We start from the raw sequence: 19,554 nt of genomic DNA, 5'->3' as shown, positions 1-19,554 counted from the left end.
TATGTAAGACTAGTTCCAATTTGAAGCAATTCCTTATTAAAAAAACGCCTGCGGCTGCAGGCGTTCTTTGTTACGCGATATAGTATTGTAAGATCAAAGCGATCGTCAGCAGAAAACCAAAAAATGTATTGGTTTGAGCTGTAGATTTCATGGCATTCATTAATTCAATCGGCTTTTCTTTTTGTTTAAACTCTTTAATGGCTGTATAGGCTTTTGGCACACTCAGTAAAACAAGAAGACTCCAAAGACCGACGATATCTGTGAAGATATAAACAAAAATGAGTACATATGATACCAAAAACATGGAAAGTAAAATGTTCACTGCAGCTTTGCGTCCAGCAAGAATGGCAAGTGTTCTTCGTCCATTTTCCTTATCCCCGTCTAAATCACGGATATTGTTCGATAGTAAGATGGCACCAACTAAAATAGAAATTGGTAGTGAGATGAGAACCGCTTTAGACGTCAGTGTGCCTGTTTGGATATAGAAACTAATCAAGATGATTCCTAATCCCATAAAAGCACCTGAAACAAGTTCTCCAAACGGTGTATATGCAATTGGTACAGGGCCGCCAGTATAGAAATAGCCTGCTGCCATACAAATAAGTCCTATTAGTGCAATCCACCAGCTAGACATCATGCAAATATATACCCCAAGTAATAAAGAAAGCGCAAATAGTGCATAAGCGAGGCTGAGGACTGTCTTTGGCTTCACACCGTTTCTTACAATGGCTCCGCCGATGCCGACAGATTTCTCGTTGTCAAGCCCGCGAACATAATCAAAGTACTCATTAAACATGTTTGTTGCGATTTGGATAAACATAGATGCAAACAGCATGGCTAAAAACAGCCCAACATGTATTTGACCACTTGGAAGTGCTAAAACAGTTCCTAAAGTAACGGGAATAAATGCCGCTGTTAGTGTATGCGGTCGTAGTAAATTCCACCAAATTCGCCAGTTTTTATCAGGCTTTATTGGTGAAAGCTGATCTGATATCGATTGATGCTGCATAAAATATACTCCTTTAAATAAAAAAATACGTACACGTCCAAATTCCAGTTTAGCAAAGTTCAAAAAGGTGTCAATATATTGATGCGATGAATCGGGAAAAAGATGTTTGCTAATCGTTGCCATATCGAAGGAAAGCTTGATTTTAGAACAGGACCTGCCATTTTACCTTTGATGCTCTCGTTTCAATAAACAGGAGCGAAAAAATCTTGAAAGCGTGATATAATAAGGATTCGAGGTTTTAAAAGCTGTTTTCTTTACTAAGTTCATCTGTTAAGGTTTATAATAGAAAAGCAGGTCATTCGACATATTCGAATGTTCATGTATTTTTTTGTTATGGTTTTATTTTTTATGTTATTTCATGGATTTTGGAGGAATGTATCATGGTGACAACAGTGCAAAGTACTTTCCGGCAGGAAGCGCTCGCGACATTAGAAGAAGCGAATAACGTCAACCATGCTGTTTTGATAAGCTACTCCAGAAGAGTTGACGATCTGGATCCTCTTGCCTTTTTCCAAAGCGGCGAAGCGGATTTTTTAGGCGAGCGGTTTTTTTGGTCTGATCCAGAAAGCCAAATGATATTTTCTGGACTTGGCAGAGCGGCCGTCATTAAATCATCTGAGCAAGGCAAGGAACGATTCGATATAGTCCATCAAGAATGGGAACAGCTAAAACAGCACATGTTCCATTTTCATGATGAGAAGGAGTTAAAGCAAGCGGCTGTTGGTCCCCTTTTATTTGGAGGATTCTCGTTTGATCCGCACGAAGAGAAGGCGCGCCATTGGGAAGCATTTGGCGAAGCTCATTTTTTTGTGCCGTCGATCATGCTGACTGTCTCAAAAGAAGGCAGTTTTCTTACGATCAATGAGTGGAAGCAGGTGGACGGGAATGTTCATCAGCTTATTCAAGAATTAGAACAAAAAGCCTCCCGTTTCGAGACATTGCCAGTACGGACTGGTGGACAAGCTGAACTTGTTCATATGGAAGAGCTGGATGTGAACGAATGGATGAAGGCGATCCAAGAAGCGACAGACCACATTCGTGCAAACGAATATGAAAAGGTTGTTTTAGCAAGAGAAGTCTTGCTTCACTATAAAAATCAAATTGAACTTGCTCCACTATTAGCAGAATTATTAAAGCACCAAACAACGAGTTATGTATTTGCGGTTGAACAGGGAAGACAAGCATTTGTCGGAGCCACGCCGGAACGCTTAGTGAAAAAAAGCGGCGGAGAGGTCTTTTCATCCTGTTTAGCAGGTTCCATTGTTCGTGGAAAAGATGAAGCGGAGGATCAGGCATTAGGCGAGGAACTGCTGCATGATGAGAAGAATTTGATTGAACATCAAATTGTCGTCAATATGATTGAGCAAGCATTTAAAGCGAATTGCCTTCATGTGCATAAACCAAATCAACCAAGTCTTTATAAAACAAAAAACATTCAGCATTTGTTTACACCGATTGTGGGAGAAATCAAAAGCAGCTGTTCCCTCTTTTCATTAATTGAGCAGCTTCATCCGACGCCGGCATTAGGCGGATATCCTAAGGAAAAGGCGGTTGAAGTGATTCGTGAAATCGAACCGCTTAAGCGCGGCTGGTATGCAGCGCCGGTAGGCTGGATTGATTCTCAGGATAATGGAGAATTTGCTGTAGCCATTCGGTCAGGTCTTATTGAGGAAGATCGTGTTCGTTTGTTCGCTGGCTGCGGAATTGTAGAGGATTCCCTTGCAAAGCAGGAGTATGAGGAAACACAAGTGAAGTTAAGACCAATGCTGTCTGCTCTTGGAGGTCATCCTATTGAATAATCACATCATGACAACATATATAGGCAGATTGATGGATGAATTCGTCCAAGGTGGTGTGAAAGAGGCAGTTGTCTGTCCTGGTTCTCGTTCAACTCCGCTTGCGATGCTGGCCCTTGCTCATCAAGACATCCATGTCCATGTTTTAGTGGACGAACGGTCTGCTGCTTTTTATGCGCTTGGTCTTGCAAAAGCAAGTCAATCACCAGTGCTGCTCATTTGTACATCAGGTACAGCAGCTGCTAACTTTTATCCTGCCATTGTAGAGGCGCATTATTCTCGTGTACCTCTTATTGTTTTAACTGCTGATCGGCCGCACGAATTGAGGGAAGTGGGGGCACCTCAAGCGATTGATCAGCAATTCTTATTCGGTAAGTTTGTTAAATGGTTCACAGACTTAGCATTGCCAGAGGAAAGTCAAACGATGCTGCGTTATGTTCAGACAGCAGCTGCGAGAGCAAATCACATGTCGATGCAGGAGCCAAAGGGGCCTGTTCAGATCAATGTACCTCTGAGAGAACCATTGCTTCCTGATCTGTCTATTGACCCTTTCGCGCGAGAAGAATCAGACACGAAAAAGGTATTAGCATCAGGTCATGCTTTCCCAAATGAACGAGTGATGTCTGAAATCGTAACCGTCATGAATCAATCAAAAAAGGGACTGATTGTGGCTGGTGAACTTCATACACAGGAAGAAAAAGAGGCAGTTTTACGCCTTTCGAAAGCTCTGCATTTACCTATTTTAGCTGACCCGCTGTCTCTTTTGCGCAACGGACATGAAAATGAAGATCTGATCATCGATGCGTATGATTCTTTATTGAAAGATGAAGCATTGCAGCAGCACCTATTGCCGGATATGGTCATTCGTTTTGGACCGATGCCTGTGTCTAAGCCCTTATTCAAGTGGCTGGAAAAACATGCGGAAGTGCAGCAGATTGTTGTAGATGCTGCCGGAGGTTTTCGTGATCCAGGGTTAAGTGCTTCATACGTCATTGAAAGTACTGTCTCTGCTTTTGTAGAAGCAGCATTAAATCAAGTAGTACAGCGTAAAGAGACAAGTTTCTTAAACTGCTGGCAGAATGCTAATTCTTCATTCAGAACGCATGCAGCCCGCTATTCAGATGAGGATTTGTCCTTTGAAGGGAATGTGTACCGTCAGCTTCAGTACCTCTTGCCAAAGGAGAGTGTCCTTTTTATCGGAAATAGTATGCCGATTCGTGATGTAGATACATTTTTTGAAACTCAGTCCAAGCCTTTTCGAATGATGGCGAATCGCGGAGCAAATGGCATTGACGGCGTTGTGTCCACAGCACTTGGCACGTATGCAGCATTGAAGCAGCCAGTCACTTTAGTCATTGGAGATTTATCATTTTACCATGATATGAACGGTCTGCTTGCAGCTAAGCTGATGGACATTCCGCTGACAGTTGTTTTGATAAACAATGATGGGGGAGGTATCTTTTCTTTCCTTCCGCAGGCGTCTGATAAACCTTATTATGAAAAGCTCTTCGGTACGCCGACAGGACTGAATTTTGAGTATGCATCGAAGTTATATGGGGGAACCTATTCGAAACCGTCAACGAAACAAGAGTTACATGATGTGTACATGGCGCATATCGATGAACCAGGGCTTCATTTAATTGAAATTGAAACAGATCGTCATTCCCGTGTAGACAAGCATCGTCAAATGATGGATGACATATTGGAAGAAGTGAAAAAAGAATGCTTTCTCTCATCATAAGAATGCGTGATGGGGTAGCGTACGAAGTGGTGGACCAGAACCCTTCGGCAGCAAACGCCACATTATGCTTACACGGCTTCACTGGAAGTGCAGCGTCTTGGACGTTCTTGAATGCTTATTTGGAGAATACAAGACTGATTCAGATCAGCTTGCTTGGACATGGGCGTACGGACTCGCCAGAAAGTGTGAGAAGATATGCCATGTCTCAGCAGCTGGCAGATCTTGTGGAGATTTTAAACCAATTAAAGCTTCACAAAGTGAATATTCTCGGATATTCTATGGGAGGACGTATTGCTTTATCATTTGCCGCTCGTTATCCAGATCGTGTCAATAAATTGATTCTTGAGAGTACATCTCCTGGGCTTCGCACTTTTAAAGAGCGGATGGCAAGACTAAAGCATGATCATCAGCTTGCTCAAAAGATTAGACATGAAGGCTTAGTGAAGTTTGTGGATTTTTGGGAAAGCATTCCTTTGTTTGCGTCGCAGAAAACTTTATCAGCGGAAAGGCAGACTGAGCTGAGAGAGGGAAGACTAAAAGCCAATCCTCTTGGACTGGCTCGCAGCTTAGAGGGAATTGGAACAGGTTCACAGCCGTCTGTTTGGAAGGCGTTAAAGCATATTCATTTGCCTGCTTTGTTCATTTGCGGAACGCTTGATGAAAAGTTCTGCCATATCGGCAAACGTATGCAGCAGGAGCTGAAAGGAAGTCAATTTATAGTGGCTGAGCATGCTGGGCATACAGTTCATGTGGAACAACCACATTTTTTTGGTAAAATAGTAAGTGAGTTTATTTTAGCGCAAGATTAGAGGAGGAAATATTGATGGCTATTGAATGGCAAACTGAGCGTCAGTATGACGAAATTTTATATGAAACGTACAATGGGATCGCAAAGATTACGATTAATCGTCCGCACGTACATAACGCGTTTACCCCAAAGACTGTTAGTGAATTAATTGATGCATTTTCACGGGCTCGTGATAATTCAGAAGTTGGTGTGATCGTACTTGCAGGTGCTGGCGGAAAAGCATTCTGTTCTGGTGGAGACCAAAAAGTTCGCGGCCATGGCGGTTATGTAGGAGACGATCAAATTCCACGTCTAAATGTATTAGACTTGCAGCGTTTGATTCGTGTCATTCCAAAACCAGTTATCGCAATGGTAGCAGGTTACGCGATTGGCGGAGGCCACGTTCTTCACGTTGTGTGTGACCTGACGATTGCAGCAGATAATGCGATTTTTGGACAAACAGGTCCAAAAGTAGGCAGCTTTGATGCTGGTTATGGTTCAGGCTACCTTGCACGTATTGTTGGTCATAAGAAAGCAAGAGAAATCTGGTACTTATGCCGTCAATACAATGCACAAGAAGCGCTTGATATGGGACTTGTTAACACAGTTGTCCCATTAGATCAGCTTGAAGAGGAAACGGTGAAGTGGTGTGAGGAGATGCTAGAAAAGAGCCCGACTGCTTTACGATTCTTGAAGGCTGCATTTAACGCAGATACGGATGGATTAGCTGGAATTCAGCAATTTGCAGGAGATGCGACACTTCTTTATTACACAACAGATGAAGCAAAAGAAGGACGCGATTCCTTTAAGGAAAAACGCAAGCCGGACTTCGGCCAGTTCCCGCGTTTCCCTTGATTCAATGATATCAATGAACAACAGCTTAGTGCATCAGACTAAGCTGTTTTCTTTTACGAAAAGGAGGTGTCATGATGAAGCAACCTAATTGGCTGCTGCACCGTGCCTATTTAACGCCAGATCGAGTCGCACTCATTTATCAAGAGAAAGAGTGGACATTTCACGAATTAACTCAAGAAGCGGAAGAGCTTTCAAATAGACTTGCTCAGACATCATTGAAAAAAGGGGAAACGGTTGCGCTTTTGATGAACAATCATCCTCATATGGTGATGCTTGTACATGCCTGTTTTTTATTAGGGTTAAAAATTGTGCTATTGAATAATAAGCTGACAAAAGCTGAAAGGCGCTATCAGCTAGAAGATGCAAAAGCCGCGGCGTTATTAACAGAATCTAGTTATGCAAGCGACCATGAGGGTGATTTACCCGTTTATACAATGGAAACTTTACCTGAACCAGGGGAAGGCCATGTCAACAAGATCGAGAGTGAATTTGATTTGAATGAAACAGCGACCATCATGTATACATCTGGGACAACAGGACGTCCAAAAGGGGTAGAGCAAACGTTTGGCAATCATTTTCATAGTGCTGTTTCCTCTGCACTGAATCTGGGTCTCAGAGAGGATGACCGCTGGCTCATTGCCCTGCCTCTTTTTCATATTAGCGGCTTATCTGCTTTATTTAAGTCTGTGATATATGGAATGACAGTCGTGCTTCATCAGAAGTTTGACGTCGATGAAGTAAAGCATTCTATTGAACGGCATCGTGTAACGATGATTTCTGTTGTGCAGACGATGTTATCTCGTTTGTTAAGCAGATTGGCAGAATGTCCGTCTTCTTTGCGCTGTCTTTTATTAGGCGGAGGACCTGCGGCTTATGCGATGCTTCAAGAAAGCAAAGAGAAGGGCTTTCCTGTCTTTCAATCGTACGGGATGACGGAAACCTGTTCACAAATTGTGACCCTTGCGCCCGAATTTAGTGTAGAGAAGCTTGGGTCAGCGGGAAAACCTCTTTTTGGGTGTGAGCTGAAAATTCAAGACGGTGATCGCATTTGCCGTCCTTTTGAGCATGGCGAAATTATGGTGAAAGGTGCAAATGTGATGAAAGGATACCTTTACCGTGAAGAAGCGACTGCGGCTGCCTTTGATGAGGGCTGGCTGAAAACGGGCGATATTGGCTATGTGGATGAGGAAGGGTTTTTATTTGTGCTTGACCGCCGTTCAGATTTAATTATTTCTGGCGGAGAAAATATTTATCCTGCGGAAATTGAAGCGGTTCTGCTAACACATCCGCATGTCAAGGAAGCCGGAGTAACGGGTATGTATGATGATAGATGGGGAGAGGTACCTGCTGCTTTCCTTGTAACAGATGATAAGATACCGGAGAATGAGCTCTATGCTTTATGTGGGTCGCATTTAGCCAAATATAAATGGCCCGCCGCTTTTCACTTTGTGGACGAGCTGCCAAGAAATGCGTCGAATAAATTGCAAAGGCACAGACTCAGATCAAAGGGGTTTTCAAATGATTCAAATTGAACGAGTAATTTTATATCATGTCACGATGAAGCTTAAACAGCCATTTACAACAAGTCTTGGAACCATTTCAGAGCGTGAGTTTATTATTGTTGAAGTCAAAGATCAGACAGGATTGACTGGATGGGGAGAAGTCTCTGCTTTTTCTTCTCCGTGGTATACAGAAGAAACAATTGAGACTTGCTATCATATGCTGAGGGCTTTCTTTATCCCGAACGTGCTGACGCGCACCTTTACACATCCTTCAGAAATCCCTGACAGTCTGTATCAATTTAAAGGCAATAGGATGGCGAAAGCAGGCATTGAAGCGGCTGTTTGGGATATTTATGCGAAGCGTGAGAATAAGTCTTTACGCGATGTATTAGGCGGTACAAAAGATAAAATACCATCTGGTGTTGTGGCGGGGTTAGGCCCTATTGACGATATGCTTGAGCAAATTCAGCAATTTGTTGACCAAGGCTATCAGCGGGTGAAGGTGAAAATTAAACCAGGTCAAGATATTGGACTTCTTCAAAAGATCAGAGAGTCTTTTCCTGATCTGCCATTAATGGCAGATGCAAACTCTGCTTATGAATTAAAAGATATTAGCAAGCTTAAGCAGCTCGACGATATTCGTTTATTAATGATTGAACAGCCTTTAGCAGCAGATGATATTGTGGACCACCGCCATTTGCAAAAGCATTTAAAAACGCCGATTTGTTTAGATGAAAGTATTTGTTCTTTAGATGATGCTAGAAAAGCTGTAGAGCTTGGCAGCTGTCAAATTATTAATGTGAAGCCTTCACGAGTTGGCGGATTGACAGAGGCTCTTAAAATTCATACGTTCAGTAAGGAGCATCAAATTCCGTTATGGTGCGGAGGAATGATTGAAACAGGTATTTCCCGAGCGCAGAACGTAGCACTTGCTTCGCTTCCTCAATTTACGATTCCCGGTGATATTTCAGCTTCGTCAAAATTTTGGGAGCAGGATATCATTTTTCCTGAAATTAAGGTTGAAAATGGGTTTATTGAGGTGCCTCGTTCACCAGGAATGGGCGTGGAAGTTGATTACCAAGCGCTCCGTTCGTTTTCTGATAAAATCGACGTGTTTACAAAACATGATTTTGTGAGATAAAAACGAAGCAATCACCTTTTGCATCCCAAATAGAATCTAGGTATAGTGAGAGAAAGTTTTTCCTTCCTGTCTGAACAAAAAAGAAAGAGCGGTGATCCGCTCTTTCTTACTCTTCAACCAGCTCGCTGTCATAAGCAAGCTGTCCGATATACTGATGAATTTCACTTGGCATGTTTGATGCATGTCCATATTCATAATCCCAAAGATTTAAAAAGGAGTGAGCGGCTTGGTGGAATGCGGCTTCATCCGCGTCATGAATTTCGTCAAAAAACGTTTGAAGCAGCCGATCGTGTTTCAAATTGAAGCGCCTCCTTTAATGAGACTTAAAGGTCTTGTGGTTTAAACGTTTTACAATCCGTTTCTTCACTTTTCTCAGCCGTATTTCCTGTGTGGCTGACGACATAGATTGCATCTGCACCACAGCGGTTTCCAGCATTCCAATAGGAACAGTTATTGACTTCACAAAGGATTTTTTGACTCATACAGATGACCTCCTTTTGAGTATGTCTTTCATCTATAATGTAACCGAAATGAAGCTCGTCCATTCATGTTAATCTTCCTGACGAATATAGCGCTTATCCTTCATAAATAATTTCCAGAAGAAATAAAATCCGGGAAACAAGATGATAAACCCTACAATATAGGTGATAAATAATGCCCTAAATGTGACAGGGTCTGTAAATCCAGACATGATTGTAATATCTGGATAAGCCATGTAAGGCAAATGGGCACGCCCATACACATAGCTTGCTAAGAAATATTGAATGGTAATCGCAATGACGGCAAGGCGTGGTCTCCCTTTCCGATGCTTAAACCGGCTGTTTGGTAAAAATAGAGCCAGTCCTGCGAGCAAAAACATTAAGAGAGATACAAGAAGAATAGGAATGTTCTGCATCATTTTTGTGAACAGCCAATTGGCCTCGCTTCGTAATGTCAGCATGATAAAAAAGGCCATCATGAGTGAAAGTGGACCCGTAATGAGCGCTCCTCTTCTATAAATGCTGTAAGCTTCATCTTCATCAGCAACATTAGAGAAATCAGCTAAAAGCAAGGACGAAAGAAAAAGGGTGCTGAAAATGGCAAAGCCGATAAAAGAATAGACATTTGCACTTGTAAAGACTAGTCCAAGATCTAATGAGTAGACGTTGTTCTCCTGAAAGATAAAGCCACCATGGGTGATTGGGAGAACCATGATCAGGATGGACGGAATGATAAAGCCGCTGATCCCTGAAATATACGTCACCGCTTTTCGGTATTTCTTAGGCAGTGAATGAGAAAACACGAGAAACCCGCTTCGCAGTGCAAGAAGCAATAAAATAATGCTGCCGGGTATTAATAAAACGGTACCAAGTACAAAGGTCGCACCTGGAAACAGGCTGAACAATGCGACAACGATGGCGACAATAAAGACGTTTGTCACTTCCCATGTTGGAGAAAGATACTTATTCGCGATATTAGCTGCCTTTGTTTGTTCTCTATTCATATAAATCATCGACCAAAATCCTGCGCCGAAATCCATTGATGCCATCACTGCATAGATAAAAACGAATCCCCATAAGATGGTGATTGCAATGAGCGCATCAGTTGTAACATCCATTTGCATCAAGATCGCTCCCTTTTTAAGATTCTGTTAACCGTAGGTCTTCTTCAATCGTATGTTTCCTAAAGTAGTAAGTCAGCACTATGACGGTTGCTATGCCTAAGATGAGATAGACAATGGCAAAAAGGATAAAAAGTGTCCCGATCGAGCCTGATGATGTGACAACCTCTGAGGTTTTGAGCATTCGATAAATAACCCATGGCTGGCGGCCTGTACAAGCAAAAATCCAGCCAAATTCAATAGCCAAAAGACTAAGAGGCCCGCCGAATAAGTAAAGAAAAAGAAGCCACTTCGGAAATTTGTCCCGTTTTAAAATTTTACGGTAAAGCAGCGCTAATACCGCAAATAGAATGAGCACCGATCCAATAATGACCATGCCGTTAAATAATGTGTGTATAAATAAAGGCGGCCACTCGTCACGAGGAAAATCATTTAAGCCTTTGACCACTGTATCGAAGCTATTTCCTGCCAGAAAACTGAGCGCCCAAGGAATTTCGATCGCACCTTTAATTTCCTGTGAATCAGCATCCGTAAAACCACCTATTGCAAGAGGCGCATGTGATTGCGTTTCAAATAAACCTTCAGCTCCAGCCAGCTTTTCAGGCTGATATTCATACAGAAGCTGAGCGGATTCGTGGCCATTTAAGGCTGTTAGAAAAGAGAAAAGTCCTCCTACAATGAGTCCAAGAAAAAGGGCTTTTCGATGAAATGTATAGAGCTTCTCATTTTTTCTCGTTTTGAGCATTTTAAAAGCTGCAACTGAAGCAATCACAAAAGCACCTGTTGTAAAAGCAGACAGCACAACATGTGTAGCAGTTACAGCAAAGCTTGGATTGAAAAAGGCCTTCCAAGGCTCTATATTTGTGATTTCTCCATTCACCATCTGAAAGCCGGCAGGTGTCCCTTCAAAAGCATGTACGTTTGTAATTAGAATCGCTGATGCAGCTGCACCAATGACGATAAAAATAACCGTAATGATGCGCATTGCATTTGATAGGCGATCCGCTGCGTACACATAAATAGACATAAATAATGCTTCTATAAAGAACGCATAGATTTCAATCTGGAATGGCAGTGACATGACCTTTCCGATGACCTCCATAAAACCTGGCCATAAAAGGGCAAGCTGCGTACCAGCAATAGTACCTGTTGGAATGGCGACCCCTAACAGAACAGCCTGTGCTTTTGTCCACCGCTTGGCCATGATGGCATAATGCGGGTCCTTCGTTTTTTGAAAGATGAGTTCAGCTAACAAAATCATTAGCGGGATGCCAACGCCGAGCGAGGCATAAATAATATGAAAGCCCATGGTTGTGCCGAACAGGCTTCTAGCTAAAACGAGATCAGTCAATTTTTTCTCCGCCTTTCTTATCGCTTCTCTTTTTCATGATGCTTATTATTCTCCACCATTTTTAGATTATTCTTCCTGACTAAGAAAGCTTGTTTTTTGACAAGTTGTAAAAGAGGGAGTAGAATATAAATATAAAACGTAACAATTACGTTTTGTTAACGAAAGGAGTTTTGACATTGAAAAGAGATATTCATCCAACCTCACATGAAGTTGTATTTATGGACGTAAACAGCGGTTACCGCTTCTTGAGTAGATCAACAAAGACATCAAACGAGACAGTAGAGTGGGAAGATGGGAAAACGTATCCTGTCATTAAAGTAGAAACAAGCTCTGATACGCATCCTTTTTATACAGGACGTCAAAAATTCGGAGAAAAAGGCGGAAGAGCTGAGCAGTTTAAGAAAAAATATCAAATGTAATCAAAAAAGCACGCCTGATAACGGTGTGCTTTTTTTACAGCAAAAAACCCCGGTTGATCAACCGGGGTTCAAAGCATTAATCATTTAATGCAGTTTTTAAGGTCTTTAAGTTTTGTTTCATTAAGCTGACGTAGCTTTCGCCATTTTTGACATCATCCTCAGTAATGGATTCTAGATTTTTAAGGGTCAAGCTTTTTGCCCCAATTTCACTGCGGATTGTATCTGATACTTTGCTGCTGACGTTGTTTTCAAAAATAACGTATTGAATGTGATGCTTTTCTGCTTTTTGTACAATGTTTTCGAGCTGTTTTTGTGATGGCTCCTCAGAAGCGGATAACCCTAAAACACTGATTTGCTCAATGCCATAGCGCTTTTCCCAATAACCATAAGCTGCGTGAGAAACAAGAATTTCTTTATGTTTCGCTTTAGATAACGTTGTTTTAAATTCTTGATCTAACGATTGCAAATCTTTTTTTAGATGTTCATAGTTTTTTGTGTATTCGTCTTTATGATCTGGATCTAAAGAGACGAGTGTGTCTTTAATGTTTTTCGCCATTTGCTGTGCATAAACCGGGTCTAACCATGCATGAGGGTCTTTATCTCCGTGATCGTGCCCGTCATGATCATGGTCTTCACCTTCATGGTCATGATCTTCGCCTTCTTCATGTGCATGTTCTTCATTTGTCGATAACAATTTGATGCCTTCGGCTGCTTTGACTGTTTTCACACCTTGGTCTTTTAAAGTGGCAGCAGTTTTGTCTGCGAATGCTTCAGCCCCTGTGCCGCTGTAGATAAAGGCATCACCTTCAGCCATTTCAACCATTGTTTTTGAACTTGGTTCAAAGCTGTGTGCATCTGCATTTGCAGGATACACGCTTTGAGCATGAACGTGAGAGCCGCCAATTTTTTCAGTGAAATCTTGGATTGGGAAGATCGTGGTGTAAATGATTAGTTTCCCGTCTGCCTTTCCTTTTGAAGCATTAGTGCCCGCACTGCTTGAGCAAGCGGCAAGACCGATCGCGAATAAAGCAGCTGTTAAAATAAAAAAGATTTTTTTCATGTAGAAAATGTCTCCTCTCAATCTAATAGATAGAAATGATTACGATTTAATGTCCTGAGTTATTGTATCGTAATAATTACGATTTGAAAAGAGGAAAATAAAAAATTTTCGTCAGCAGATGTTTCCTCTAAAAAAATAAGCAGCAACACGTGACGAAATTTCTTACATTGTGCTATATTTATTTTTAAAAAAAGATAAAGGAATGGACAAACGTATGAAACTTTTAGATGAAATCATCGAATATAATCAACAATTTATTGAAGAAAAGAAATACGAAGAATTTACAACAACAAAGTTTCCACAGAAAAAAGCTGTCATTCTATCATGTATGGATACAAGACTTGTTGAACTGCTTCCGCGTGCCATGAACATGAAAAATGGTGATATTAAGATTGTCAAAAGTGCTGGGGCGCTTGTTTCTCATCCATTTGGAAGTATTATGCGAAGCATTTTAGTTGCTGTTTACGAATTAAATGCTGACGAGGTATATGTCATTGGGCACCATGATTGCGGGATGAGCAAAATAGACAGCCAGACACTTTTAAATAAAGCCGTTGAGCGCGGTATTCCAGAAAAACGTATTGAAGTACTGGAATACTCAGGAATTGATTTTAAACAGTGGCTCAAAAGCTTTAGTTCAGTTGAAGAGAGCGTGAAGGACAGTGTGTCTGTAGTAAAAAATCACCCGCTTCTTCCATCAGATGTACCTGTACACGGGCTTGTCATTGACCCTGGAACAGGGAAGCTTGACTTAGTTGTCAACGGATATGAAGAAAAGTAAGTTACTTTTCTTTTTTAGGCGGAACAGGATCGATGCCGCCAGGGTGAAGCGGATGACATTTCAAAATCCGTTTTATGGTGAGCCAGCCGCCCTTGACCGCGCCATGCGTTTTGATTGCCTCTAGTCCATAGTTTGAGCATGTTGGATAAAACCGGCAGCTTGGCGGTGTCAGAGGGGAAATACATTTTTGATAAAAGCGTATCATGCCGATAAAAATTTGTTTCATAGAGGTTCCTCCTTGTCTGTCTTTCACAGTATAAGAAAAAAGAACAAGGAAGGAAAGTTTTATAAACTAAACTGGTCGGAGAAATATGTTATAATATAGGAAATTGCAATTATAGGAGTGGTGATTATGCCTTCAGTCGAAAGCTTTGAACTTGATCATAATGCTGTAAAAGCGCCATATGTTCGTCATTGCGGCGTTCATAAAGTGGGATCAGATGGGGAAGTAAATAAATTCGATATTCGTTTTTGTCAGCCCAACAAGCAGGCGATGAAACCTGATACGATTCATACATTAGAGCATTTGCTTGCGTTTAATATTAGAACACACTCAGAGAAATATGATCATTTTGATATCATCGATATTTCTCCAATGGGCTGCCAGACAGGCTACTATTTAGTTGTCAGTGGTGCACCAACTCCAAAAGAGATCGTTGAACTTCTTGATGCAACATTCAAGGATGCGGTTGAAGTAACAGAAATTCCTGCTGCAAACGAAGAGCAATGCGGCCAAGCGAAGCTTCATGATCTTGAAGGGGCAAAACGTTTAATGCGTTTCTGGCTTTCTCAGGATCAAGAAGAGCTTTTAAAAGTATTTGGTTAATAGAATGATGAACCGGACATTGAGATGTCCGGTTTTTTATTTGAATTCAAACAGAGATGTCAAAATAGGGGATATTTGTTAAAATGGACATGTCAGTAAAAGAAGGGGGAAACGCAGGATGCGAAAAATGTTGGGAATGATTCTGATGCTCACGTTATTGAGTGCATGTGGAAACTCTGCAGCAAATAGCGGCAAAGGGGAAGTGCCTGAGCTGTTAGAAGTAAAGCTCACAGGACCTGAGCAAGTGGAGAAAAATGAAAGCGTTATAGTAAAAGCAGCTGTCACATACGGTGATACGCCTGTTGATGATGCAGATGATGTTCAATTTGAAGTGTGGAAAGATGGCGACAAGGATAACAGCAAGATGATTCAGCCAAAGAAAGAAAACAAAGGTGTATACGAATTGCACACAGCCTTCAAAAAAGATGGCCTTTATATCATACAAGTCCATGTGACAGCTAAACAGCAGCATAATATGCCGAAAACGAACATCCACGTAGGTGAGGTGAAAAAAGAGAGTTCAACTACTGCAGAAGAAGAAACCTCACATCATTAAAAGCGGATTTATTTTGGATTAGGACGTTGATTTGGTTCTGCATCCTGTGGTGAATCGACTTTATGCTTATATTCATAAGCTTTCGATGTCGTCCACAATGATAAAAAGACAACGATTGAGATAATGATAAAACTGATAATCCCAAGTAACAGCATCTAACTCCCTCCTTATTTCCATATTAACATATATTTCATGCAGTCAAAATAGAAGAAATTGACGGCAGGTTTCAGTATAATAAGAAAAGGGTATTCTCATACTAAACGCAATTACATAAGGAGGAATAAATATGTCTGAACAATTATTAAACGTCGTCAATAAACAAGTAGCTGATTGGACTGTGCTTTACGTGAAATTACATAACTATCATTGGTATGTAAAGGGGAAAGATTTCTTTACACTCCATGAGAAATTTGAGGAACTATATACAGAAACAGCTACATATATTGATGATTTGGCTGAGCGTATGCTTGCTTTAAATGGACAGCCTGTTGCGACAATGAAAGAGTGCTTAGAAATTTCCAGCATTCAAGAAGCAGAAGGCAAAGAATCAGCGGAGCAAATGGTGAAAAATCTATATGATGATTTCTCCAATATCGCTGAGGAATTAAAGCAAGGAATGGAGCTGGCTGCAGAGGTTGGCGATGAAACTACAGGTGATATGCTGCTTGCGATTCATCAATCCATTGAAAAACACAACTGGATGCTTAAAGCATATTTAGGATAATACACGTATGTGAAAAGAATGTCGGTCATCAATAGACCGACATTCTTTTTTTATTGGAATCGGGACAGACAGCCCATTGAAATCATAGGGCTTTCAGCCGAAGAGAAAAGAGAAGGGAGGGAAGAAGATGTCTTCTATTGCAGGAATGATGAGTCAGCAAGTAGCGAGCATTCAAAAGACACTCAATATTAGTTTGTTGAATTCACAGCTTGCTACGAATACAGCACAAGCTATGGTGATGCTGGATCAAGTGCAGCAGCAGCCTCAAGCTGTTCAGCCAAAGGATTCAGATGCTTCATTTATTGATGTCAGAGTCTAAAAAGAAGCCGCCTCATGGGCGGCTTTTTTGGTCTCATTCGTCTCCCTGAATACATAACAGCGCCTTTATTTTTTGTCGTCCAAGCTATTGCGAGAATTCGGCATATACTATTGAGGTAAGGAGTTCCACTTTGAAAGGATGTTGATGCCAAGTGAGCAAGGATTTAGGCATCTTTTCGTTGGTTACAGTGAGTTTGTCGGCGATGGGCTTTCTGTTTGGTGGAGCAGGATATTTACTGATGATTTTAGTGACGTTGATGGCTATTGAATTAATTTGTTCAAGCCTAAGAGAATCTTTGACTGGGCAGCTCACAATGAAGCGGTTTTTAACGCGGCTTGTTCGAAAGGTCGTGACAGTCTCCTTAATATCTATGGCACATTTCTTCGATGTCATGCTGAAGACCACTGGGACGATTAAGGATTTAGCGATCATCTTTTATATTATTTATGAATCTTACCAAATCGTCTCGACAGCCAGAGCCCTTGGAGTTCCCATTCCACAGTTGTTTATTGATGTATTGGACATGTTGAAAAATAAATTGCGCAAAAAGCCGTAATTTCCTCATATCTGGTCATACTAAAGAAAAAAGGATGATTCAGATGGCGAGACACACATACTATGTATCCGTACAAGATGGATCAATATCGCAGCATAGAGATGCAGCGGCTTGGCAATTTCAAATAGAAGCAGATGATGATCAAATTTTGCAGCTGAGAGACTACTTCGATGAACAGTATATGACAGATTGGAAAGGCTTTTTTCGGGCGCATGTTCCGTTTCTTGAATATCATTATGATAGTCCAAATGATGAAATGGATAGAAAAAGAAAAGAGATTTACACAATGATTTATGAGCTCGGCAATGAAGAAACAAGGAGCTTTATTGAGACAAATGGTTTGATGAATTGAAAAAGCATGTAGAGAATCTCTACATGCTTTATTTTCGCGGTTGTAAAATGCCTCCGATCAAATCACTGATCCCGCCGCCTCTATTTTCTTGCTGTGAATTGGTGAATTCATGAGAGGAGCTCTGGCTCTGAGGTTTGTAGCGATTATCATCTAAGCCCACCCGTAAGCCAGATGTGCGCTCAGATGGCTGGATAATGACGATTTGATCTTGTTCCTGGAACTCAAATAAGTAGGATTCGCCAGATGTTTGTCCAATGAAAGTTTTCCAGTTCACATCTAGTTTGACCTTCGGTGCTTTGCCTGTCCAAGCAACAATTGCGTCAGGGTCTACACGGCAGGGGGCTTTTAAAATGAGCGGATTTCCATTCGTTTTAATGGCGACTTGCGCTCCGTGCCCTTGATAAGAGAGTTTTGATGTAAACAGTCCTTTCTGTGATAAAATACCAACGCCTACTGGTGTGACGCCGTAATGGCATTCCTCAGTAAAGGCAAGTAAATCTTCACTTTCTACACTTACATGCTGCCAAGGACCGCTTGGCTCAAGATTAATCACTGTTACATGCTCGCTTGCATCCGCCAAGTAGCAAGTACCTTGTCCACTCACTTCCATCATCTCAAGGTTTTCACCTGTGAATTTCCTGCTGATATGGTTAAATACTTGGCTGACCATATTTCCTTTATTCGTTCCAAGTAATCGCTTGCGGTATTGAAAACTTCCTTGATCAGCAATCATGGCGCCTTTTTTGGCAAAAAAGATTCCGCTGCCTTCTGCTTGTAAGGTAAGCTCTTCTATCGTGTTGAAATGAAATCCCATAGGTGCCGGCTCCTTTCCTGCGTCAAGATGTAAATCCGTAGATGCGGCATAAATCATTTAAATCTAGAGTAGTCCCTTGCCCGGTCGCTGTGATTTTCCATTCCTCCTGATCTCTCGTGAGTTCAGCGCATATAATGGATGTACAATACGAATAATCCTCTGTTAACTGAAAGGTACAAATCTCTTGCTGCGAGATTTGATCCGTAAGTCGCACGTAGGCATTGGTGACTTGTCCAAAATGATGCTGGCGTTCGTGTGCATCATGTATCGTGGCTGTGACGACAATTTTATGAATATCAGGTGAGACTCTGCTTAATTGCATAATAATCATTTCATTGTCTCGATACCCTCCGCCAAATTGATGATCACCAAGATGACGAACAGCTCCATCTAAGCTTTGCTGCTGGTGATAATAGATCAGATGCTTAGGAGACAACAGCTTGTCCTCTTCATTTAAAAGAAAGACTTGCGTATCTAAATCAATTGGCTGACCAGCCAGGTCCCAGCCAAGCCCGATATGAATTTGGTCGACCGCTGGATTGTCTTTTGTTAAATCTAACTTTTGCCCTTTCACGAGGTGTTTCTTGATCACCTCATGGGGTGCGTCTTGTTTTGACCCATTTTTTATACTCATGCTGATTTCCTCCTCGTTGTCATAGGACAAACACTGATTCATTTACGTCATATAGGGATAAAAGGTTTCATGATTAAAATTGGGTGAAGTTGGAGATGATAAAAAGGTTTTAGCAACAATACCTCATTTTAGATACAGACGAGTTGGAACCACTCGTTTGTTTCACTTTTGATAAAAATTCTTCAGATAAATGTGATCTGTGGTATGATGTTTTACAAGAAGCAAGGACAGGATATGAGGGATTTCACATGCATGTATTTAAAGACTATTATCATAATACGGTCAAGCTCTCTTTTGAGGAGAAGCCTTTTTCAAGTCATCCTAAGCATGTTTGGGCCATCTGCCGCTACCAAGGGAAATGGCTGCTCACTGAACATGAGGATCGGGGCTATGAGTTTCCAGGAGGGAAAGTTGAGCCGGATGAAGAAGCAGACCAAGCCGCTATACGGGAGATTCAAGAAGAGACGGGTGCTGTTGTTCGTGAATTAACGTATATTGGTCAATATCAGGTGCTGGGCAGAGAAAAGGTCATTGTCAAAAATATTTATTTCGCTGATATTGAAAAGCTAGTGAAGCAAGACACGTATTTTGAAACGAAAGGACCCGTTCTTTTCGCAGACTTGCCAAGATCCATCGCCAAAAATAAGAATTTCAGTTTTATTATGAAAGATGATGTGTTAAGACAAAGTCTTGCTTATTTAGAAAAGAACGGCTTGATTCGTTAAAAAAAG

General features: G+C 41.3%; 25 protein-coding genes. 15 read left to right on the top strand and 10 right to left on the bottom strand.

Features of this window, described 5'->3' with window-relative positions; all coding sequences use genetic code 11:
- Positions 1–70: 70 nt before the first annotated feature.
- A complete protein-coding gene (locus NSU11_RS14365) occupies positions 71–1,009 on the bottom strand; it encodes a 1,4-dihydroxy-2-naphthoate polyprenyltransferase (protein ID WP_024424940.1) in 939 nt (312 codons plus the stop codon).
- Positions 1,010–1,389: 380 nt separating this feature from the next.
- Here NSU11_RS14365 and NSU11_RS14360 point away from each other — a divergent pair, with 380 nt between their 5' ends.
- The 6 genes from NSU11_RS14360 (at position 1,390) to menC (ending at position 8,831) form a co-directional block, all read left to right on the top strand.
- Positions 1,390–2,808 (top strand): isochorismate synthase MenF, encoded by a 1,419-nt coding sequence (locus NSU11_RS14360; RefSeq protein WP_197172580.1) that lies wholly within the window; start codon positions 1,390–1,392, stop codon positions 2,806–2,808.
- Positions 2,801–4,546 carry a 2-succinyl-5-enolpyruvyl-6-hydroxy-3-cyclohexene-1-carboxylic-acid synthase gene (gene menD, locus NSU11_RS14355; protein ID WP_197172582.1) on the top strand — a complete coding sequence of 582 codons (1,746 nt, stop codon included), beginning with the start codon at positions 2,801–2,803 and terminating at the stop codon, positions 4,544–4,546. The genes NSU11_RS14360 and menD overlap by 8 nt, the downstream gene beginning before the upstream one ends.
- Entirely contained in the window at positions 4,528–5,355 is an 828-nt protein-coding gene (menH, locus tag NSU11_RS14350; RefSeq protein ID WP_197172584.1) for a 2-succinyl-6-hydroxy-2,4-cyclohexadiene-1-carboxylate synthase, read from the top strand. Before menD ends, menH begins: the two co-directional genes overlap by 19 nt.
- A 14-nt stretch (positions 5,356–5,369) precedes the next feature.
- Positions 5,370–6,188, top strand: coding sequence for a 1,4-dihydroxy-2-naphthoyl-CoA synthase (menB, locus tag NSU11_RS14345; protein ID WP_024424937.1), 819 nt, complete (start codon positions 5,370–5,372; stop codon positions 6,186–6,188).
- 71 nt (positions 6,189–6,259) lie between these two features.
- Entirely contained in the window at positions 6,260–7,720 is a 1,461-nt protein-coding gene (locus NSU11_RS14340) for an o-succinylbenzoate--CoA ligase (protein ID WP_197172586.1), read from the top strand.
- On the top strand, positions 7,707–8,831 hold the full coding sequence (gene menC, locus NSU11_RS14335) for an o-succinylbenzoate synthase (RefSeq protein ID WP_056766985.1): 1,125 nt from the start codon (positions 7,707–7,709) through the stop codon (positions 8,829–8,831). Before NSU11_RS14340 ends, menC begins: the two co-directional genes overlap by 14 nt.
- A gap of 106 nt (positions 8,832–8,937) precedes the next feature.
- On the opposite strand, the gene NSU11_RS14330 is transcribed toward menC, so the two are convergent.
- The 4 genes from NSU11_RS14330 to NSU11_RS14315 all read right to left on the bottom strand — a co-directional run bounded on the left by NSU11_RS14330 (position 8,938) and on the right by NSU11_RS14315 (position 11,782).
- Positions 8,938–9,129: a hypothetical protein gene (locus tag NSU11_RS14330; protein WP_024424934.1), complete on the bottom strand. Its 192-nt coding sequence runs from the start codon at positions 9,127–9,129 to the stop codon at positions 8,938–8,940.
- Positions 9,130–9,154: 25 nt separating this feature from the next.
- Positions 9,155–9,313, bottom strand: coding sequence for a DUF1540 domain-containing protein (locus tag NSU11_RS14325; protein ID WP_008360682.1), 159 nt, complete (start codon positions 9,311–9,313; stop codon positions 9,155–9,157).
- A 68-nt stretch (positions 9,314–9,381) separates the two neighbouring features.
- Positions 9,382–10,428 carry a cytochrome d ubiquinol oxidase subunit II gene (locus NSU11_RS14320; protein ID WP_197172732.1) on the bottom strand — a complete coding sequence of 349 codons (1,047 nt, stop codon included), beginning with the start codon at positions 10,426–10,428 and terminating at the stop codon, positions 9,382–9,384.
- Positions 10,429–10,450: 22 nt separating this feature from the next.
- Positions 10,451–11,782: a cytochrome ubiquinol oxidase subunit I gene (locus NSU11_RS14315; protein ID WP_024424932.1), complete on the bottom strand. Its 1,332-nt coding sequence runs from the start codon at positions 11,780–11,782 to the stop codon at positions 10,451–10,453.
- 176 nt (positions 11,783–11,958) lie between these two features.
- On the opposite strand from NSU11_RS14315, the gene NSU11_RS14310 reads away from it, so the two are divergent.
- Entirely contained in the window at positions 11,959–12,201 is a 243-nt protein-coding gene (locus tag NSU11_RS14310) for a type B 50S ribosomal protein L31 (protein WP_024424931.1), read from the top strand.
- 76 nt (positions 12,202–12,277) lie between these two features.
- On the opposite strand, the gene NSU11_RS14305 is transcribed toward NSU11_RS14310, so the two are convergent.
- Positions 12,278–13,261 carry a zinc ABC transporter substrate-binding protein gene (locus NSU11_RS14305; RefSeq protein ID WP_024424930.1) on the bottom strand — a complete coding sequence of 328 codons (984 nt, stop codon included), beginning with the start codon at positions 13,259–13,261 and terminating at the stop codon, positions 12,278–12,280.
- Between the two features lie 214 nt (positions 13,262–13,475).
- Here NSU11_RS14305 and NSU11_RS14300 point away from each other — a divergent pair, with 214 nt between their 5' ends.
- The gene (locus tag NSU11_RS14300; protein ID WP_024424929.1) at positions 13,476–14,042 is read left to right on the top strand and encodes a carbonic anhydrase; all 567 of its coding nucleotides are present in this window, start codon (positions 13,476–13,478) and stop codon (positions 14,040–14,042) included.
- Between the two features lies 1 nt (position 14,043).
- Here the strand turns inward: NSU11_RS14300 and yidD are convergent, their stop codons facing one another.
- Positions 14,044–14,268 (bottom strand): membrane protein insertion efficiency factor YidD, encoded by a 225-nt coding sequence (yidD, locus tag NSU11_RS14295; RefSeq protein ID WP_024424928.1) that lies wholly within the window; start codon positions 14,266–14,268, stop codon positions 14,044–14,046.
- A gap of 126 nt (positions 14,269–14,394) precedes the next feature.
- On the opposite strand from yidD, the gene NSU11_RS14290 reads away from it, so the two are divergent.
- Entirely contained in the window at positions 14,395–14,868 is a 474-nt protein-coding gene (locus NSU11_RS14290; RefSeq protein WP_003217624.1) for an S-ribosylhomocysteine lyase, read from the top strand.
- Between the two features lie 118 nt (positions 14,869–14,986).
- Positions 14,987–15,424 carry a FixH family protein gene (locus NSU11_RS14285; RefSeq protein ID WP_024424927.1) on the top strand — a complete coding sequence of 146 codons (438 nt, stop codon included), beginning with the start codon at positions 14,987–14,989 and terminating at the stop codon, positions 15,422–15,424.
- Between the two features lie 8 nt (positions 15,425–15,432).
- Here NSU11_RS14285 and ytzI read toward each other — a convergent pair whose 3' ends face one another.
- Entirely contained in the window at positions 15,433–15,579 is a 147-nt protein-coding gene (ytzI, locus tag NSU11_RS14280) for a YtzI protein (RefSeq protein ID WP_003217544.1), read from the bottom strand.
- Positions 15,580–15,710: 131 nt separating this feature from the next.
- Here ytzI and NSU11_RS14275 point away from each other — a divergent pair, with 131 nt between their 5' ends.
- The 4 genes from NSU11_RS14275 to NSU11_RS14260 all read left to right on the top strand — a co-directional run bounded on the left by NSU11_RS14275 (position 15,711) and on the right by NSU11_RS14260 (position 17,375).
- On the top strand, positions 15,711–16,148 hold the full coding sequence (locus NSU11_RS14275; protein WP_024424926.1) for a Dps family protein: 438 nt from the start codon (positions 15,711–15,713) through the stop codon (positions 16,146–16,148).
- A 127-nt stretch (positions 16,149–16,275) separates the two neighbouring features.
- Entirely contained in the window at positions 16,276–16,467 is a 192-nt protein-coding gene (locus tag NSU11_RS14270) for a hypothetical protein (protein ID WP_024424925.1), read from the top strand.
- Positions 16,468–16,618: 151 nt separating this feature from the next.
- Entirely contained in the window at positions 16,619–17,023 is a 405-nt protein-coding gene (locus NSU11_RS14265; protein ID WP_149126353.1) for a phage holin family protein, read from the top strand.
- Between the two features lie 43 nt (positions 17,024–17,066).
- Positions 17,067–17,375 (top strand): hypothetical protein, encoded by a 309-nt coding sequence (locus NSU11_RS14260; RefSeq protein ID WP_024425787.1) that lies wholly within the window; start codon positions 17,067–17,069, stop codon positions 17,373–17,375.
- Positions 17,376–17,403: 28 nt separating this feature from the next.
- Here NSU11_RS14260 and NSU11_RS14255 read toward each other — a convergent pair whose 3' ends face one another.
- The gene (locus NSU11_RS14255; RefSeq protein ID WP_024424922.1) at positions 17,404–18,189 is read right to left on the bottom strand and encodes an AIM24 family protein; all 786 of its coding nucleotides are present in this window, start codon (positions 18,187–18,189) and stop codon (positions 17,404–17,406) included.
- Between the two features lie 22 nt (positions 18,190–18,211).
- On the bottom strand, positions 18,212–18,823 hold the full coding sequence (locus tag NSU11_RS14250) for a TerD family protein (RefSeq protein WP_056766999.1): 612 nt from the start codon (positions 18,821–18,823) through the stop codon (positions 18,212–18,214).
- Positions 18,824–19,071: 248 nt separating this feature from the next.
- Between NSU11_RS14250 and ytkD the strand changes: the two genes are divergently transcribed.
- Entirely contained in the window at positions 19,072–19,548 is a 477-nt protein-coding gene (gene ytkD / locus NSU11_RS14245; RefSeq protein ID WP_025093666.1) for an RNA deprotection pyrophosphohydrolase, read from the top strand.
- The last annotated feature ends 6 nt before the right edge of the window (positions 19,549–19,554 follow it).

Origin of the sequence: Bacillus sp. FSL R5-0712 (assembly GCF_038593285.1) — a bacterium.
Lineage (GTDB): Bacteria > Bacillota > Bacilli > Bacillales > Bacillaceae > Bacillus > Bacillus safensis.
Note: the sequence above shows the minus strand (reverse complement) of the source record. Positions and strands in the feature narration are given on the sequence as shown.

What these genes read in the sequence shown, in the direction of transcription:
- NSU11_RS14365 (WP_024424940.1), bottom strand. Translation starts at nt 1,009, where the DNA reads ATGCAGCATCAATCGATATCAGATCAGCTTTCACCAATAAAGCCTGAT.
- NSU11_RS14360 (WP_197172580.1), top strand. Translation starts at nt 1,390, where the DNA reads ATGGTGACAACAGTGCAAAGTACTTTCCGGCAGGAAGCGCTCGCGACA.
- menH (WP_197172584.1), top strand. Translation starts at nt 4,528, where the DNA reads ATGCTTTCTCTCATCATAAGAATGCGTGATGGGGTAGCGTACGAAGTG.
- menB (WP_024424937.1), top strand. Translation starts at nt 5,370, where the DNA reads ATGGCTATTGAATGGCAAACTGAGCGTCAGTATGACGAAATTTTATAT.
- NSU11_RS14340 (WP_197172586.1), top strand. Translation starts at nt 6,260, where the DNA reads ATGATGAAGCAACCTAATTGGCTGCTGCACCGTGCCTATTTAACGCCA.
- menC (WP_056766985.1), top strand. Translation starts at nt 7,707, where the DNA reads ATGATTCAAATTGAACGAGTAATTTTATATCATGTCACGATGAAGCTT.
- NSU11_RS14325 (WP_008360682.1), bottom strand. Translation starts at nt 9,313, where the DNA reads ATGAGTCAAAAAATCCTTTGTGAAGTCAATAACTGTTCCTATTGGAAT.
- NSU11_RS14320 (WP_197172732.1), bottom strand. Translation starts at nt 10,428, where the DNA reads ATGGATGTTACAACTGATGCGCTCATTGCAATCACCATCTTATGGGGA.
- NSU11_RS14305 (WP_024424930.1), bottom strand. Translation starts at nt 13,261, where the DNA reads ATGAAAAAAATCTTTTTTATTTTAACAGCTGCTTTATTCGCGATCGGT.
- NSU11_RS14300 (WP_024424929.1), top strand. Translation starts at nt 13,476, where the DNA reads ATGAAACTTTTAGATGAAATCATCGAATATAATCAACAATTTATTGAA.
- yidD (WP_024424928.1), bottom strand. Translation starts at nt 14,268, where the DNA reads ATGAAACAAATTTTTATCGGCATGATACGCTTTTATCAAAAATGTATT.
- NSU11_RS14290 (WP_003217624.1), top strand. Translation starts at nt 14,395, where the DNA reads ATGCCTTCAGTCGAAAGCTTTGAACTTGATCATAATGCTGTAAAAGCG.
- NSU11_RS14285 (WP_024424927.1), top strand. Translation starts at nt 14,987, where the DNA reads ATGCGAAAAATGTTGGGAATGATTCTGATGCTCACGTTATTGAGTGCA.
- ytzI (WP_003217544.1), bottom strand. Translation starts at nt 15,579, where the DNA reads ATGCTGTTACTTGGGATTATCAGTTTTATCATTATCTCAATCGTTGTC.
- NSU11_RS14275 (WP_024424926.1), top strand. Translation starts at nt 15,711, where the DNA reads ATGTCTGAACAATTATTAAACGTCGTCAATAAACAAGTAGCTGATTGG.
- NSU11_RS14270 (WP_024424925.1), top strand. Translation starts at nt 16,276, where the DNA reads ATGTCTTCTATTGCAGGAATGATGAGTCAGCAAGTAGCGAGCATTCAA.
- NSU11_RS14260 (WP_024425787.1), top strand. Translation starts at nt 17,067, where the DNA reads ATGGCGAGACACACATACTATGTATCCGTACAAGATGGATCAATATCG.
- NSU11_RS14255 (WP_024424922.1), bottom strand. Translation starts at nt 18,189, where the DNA reads ATGGGATTTCATTTCAACACGATAGAAGAGCTTACCTTACAAGCAGAA.
- NSU11_RS14250 (WP_056766999.1), bottom strand. Translation starts at nt 18,823, where the DNA reads ATGAGTATAAAAAATGGGTCAAAACAAGACGCACCCCATGAGGTGATC.
- ytkD (WP_025093666.1), top strand. Translation starts at nt 19,072, where the DNA reads ATGCATGTATTTAAAGACTATTATCATAATACGGTCAAGCTCTCTTTT.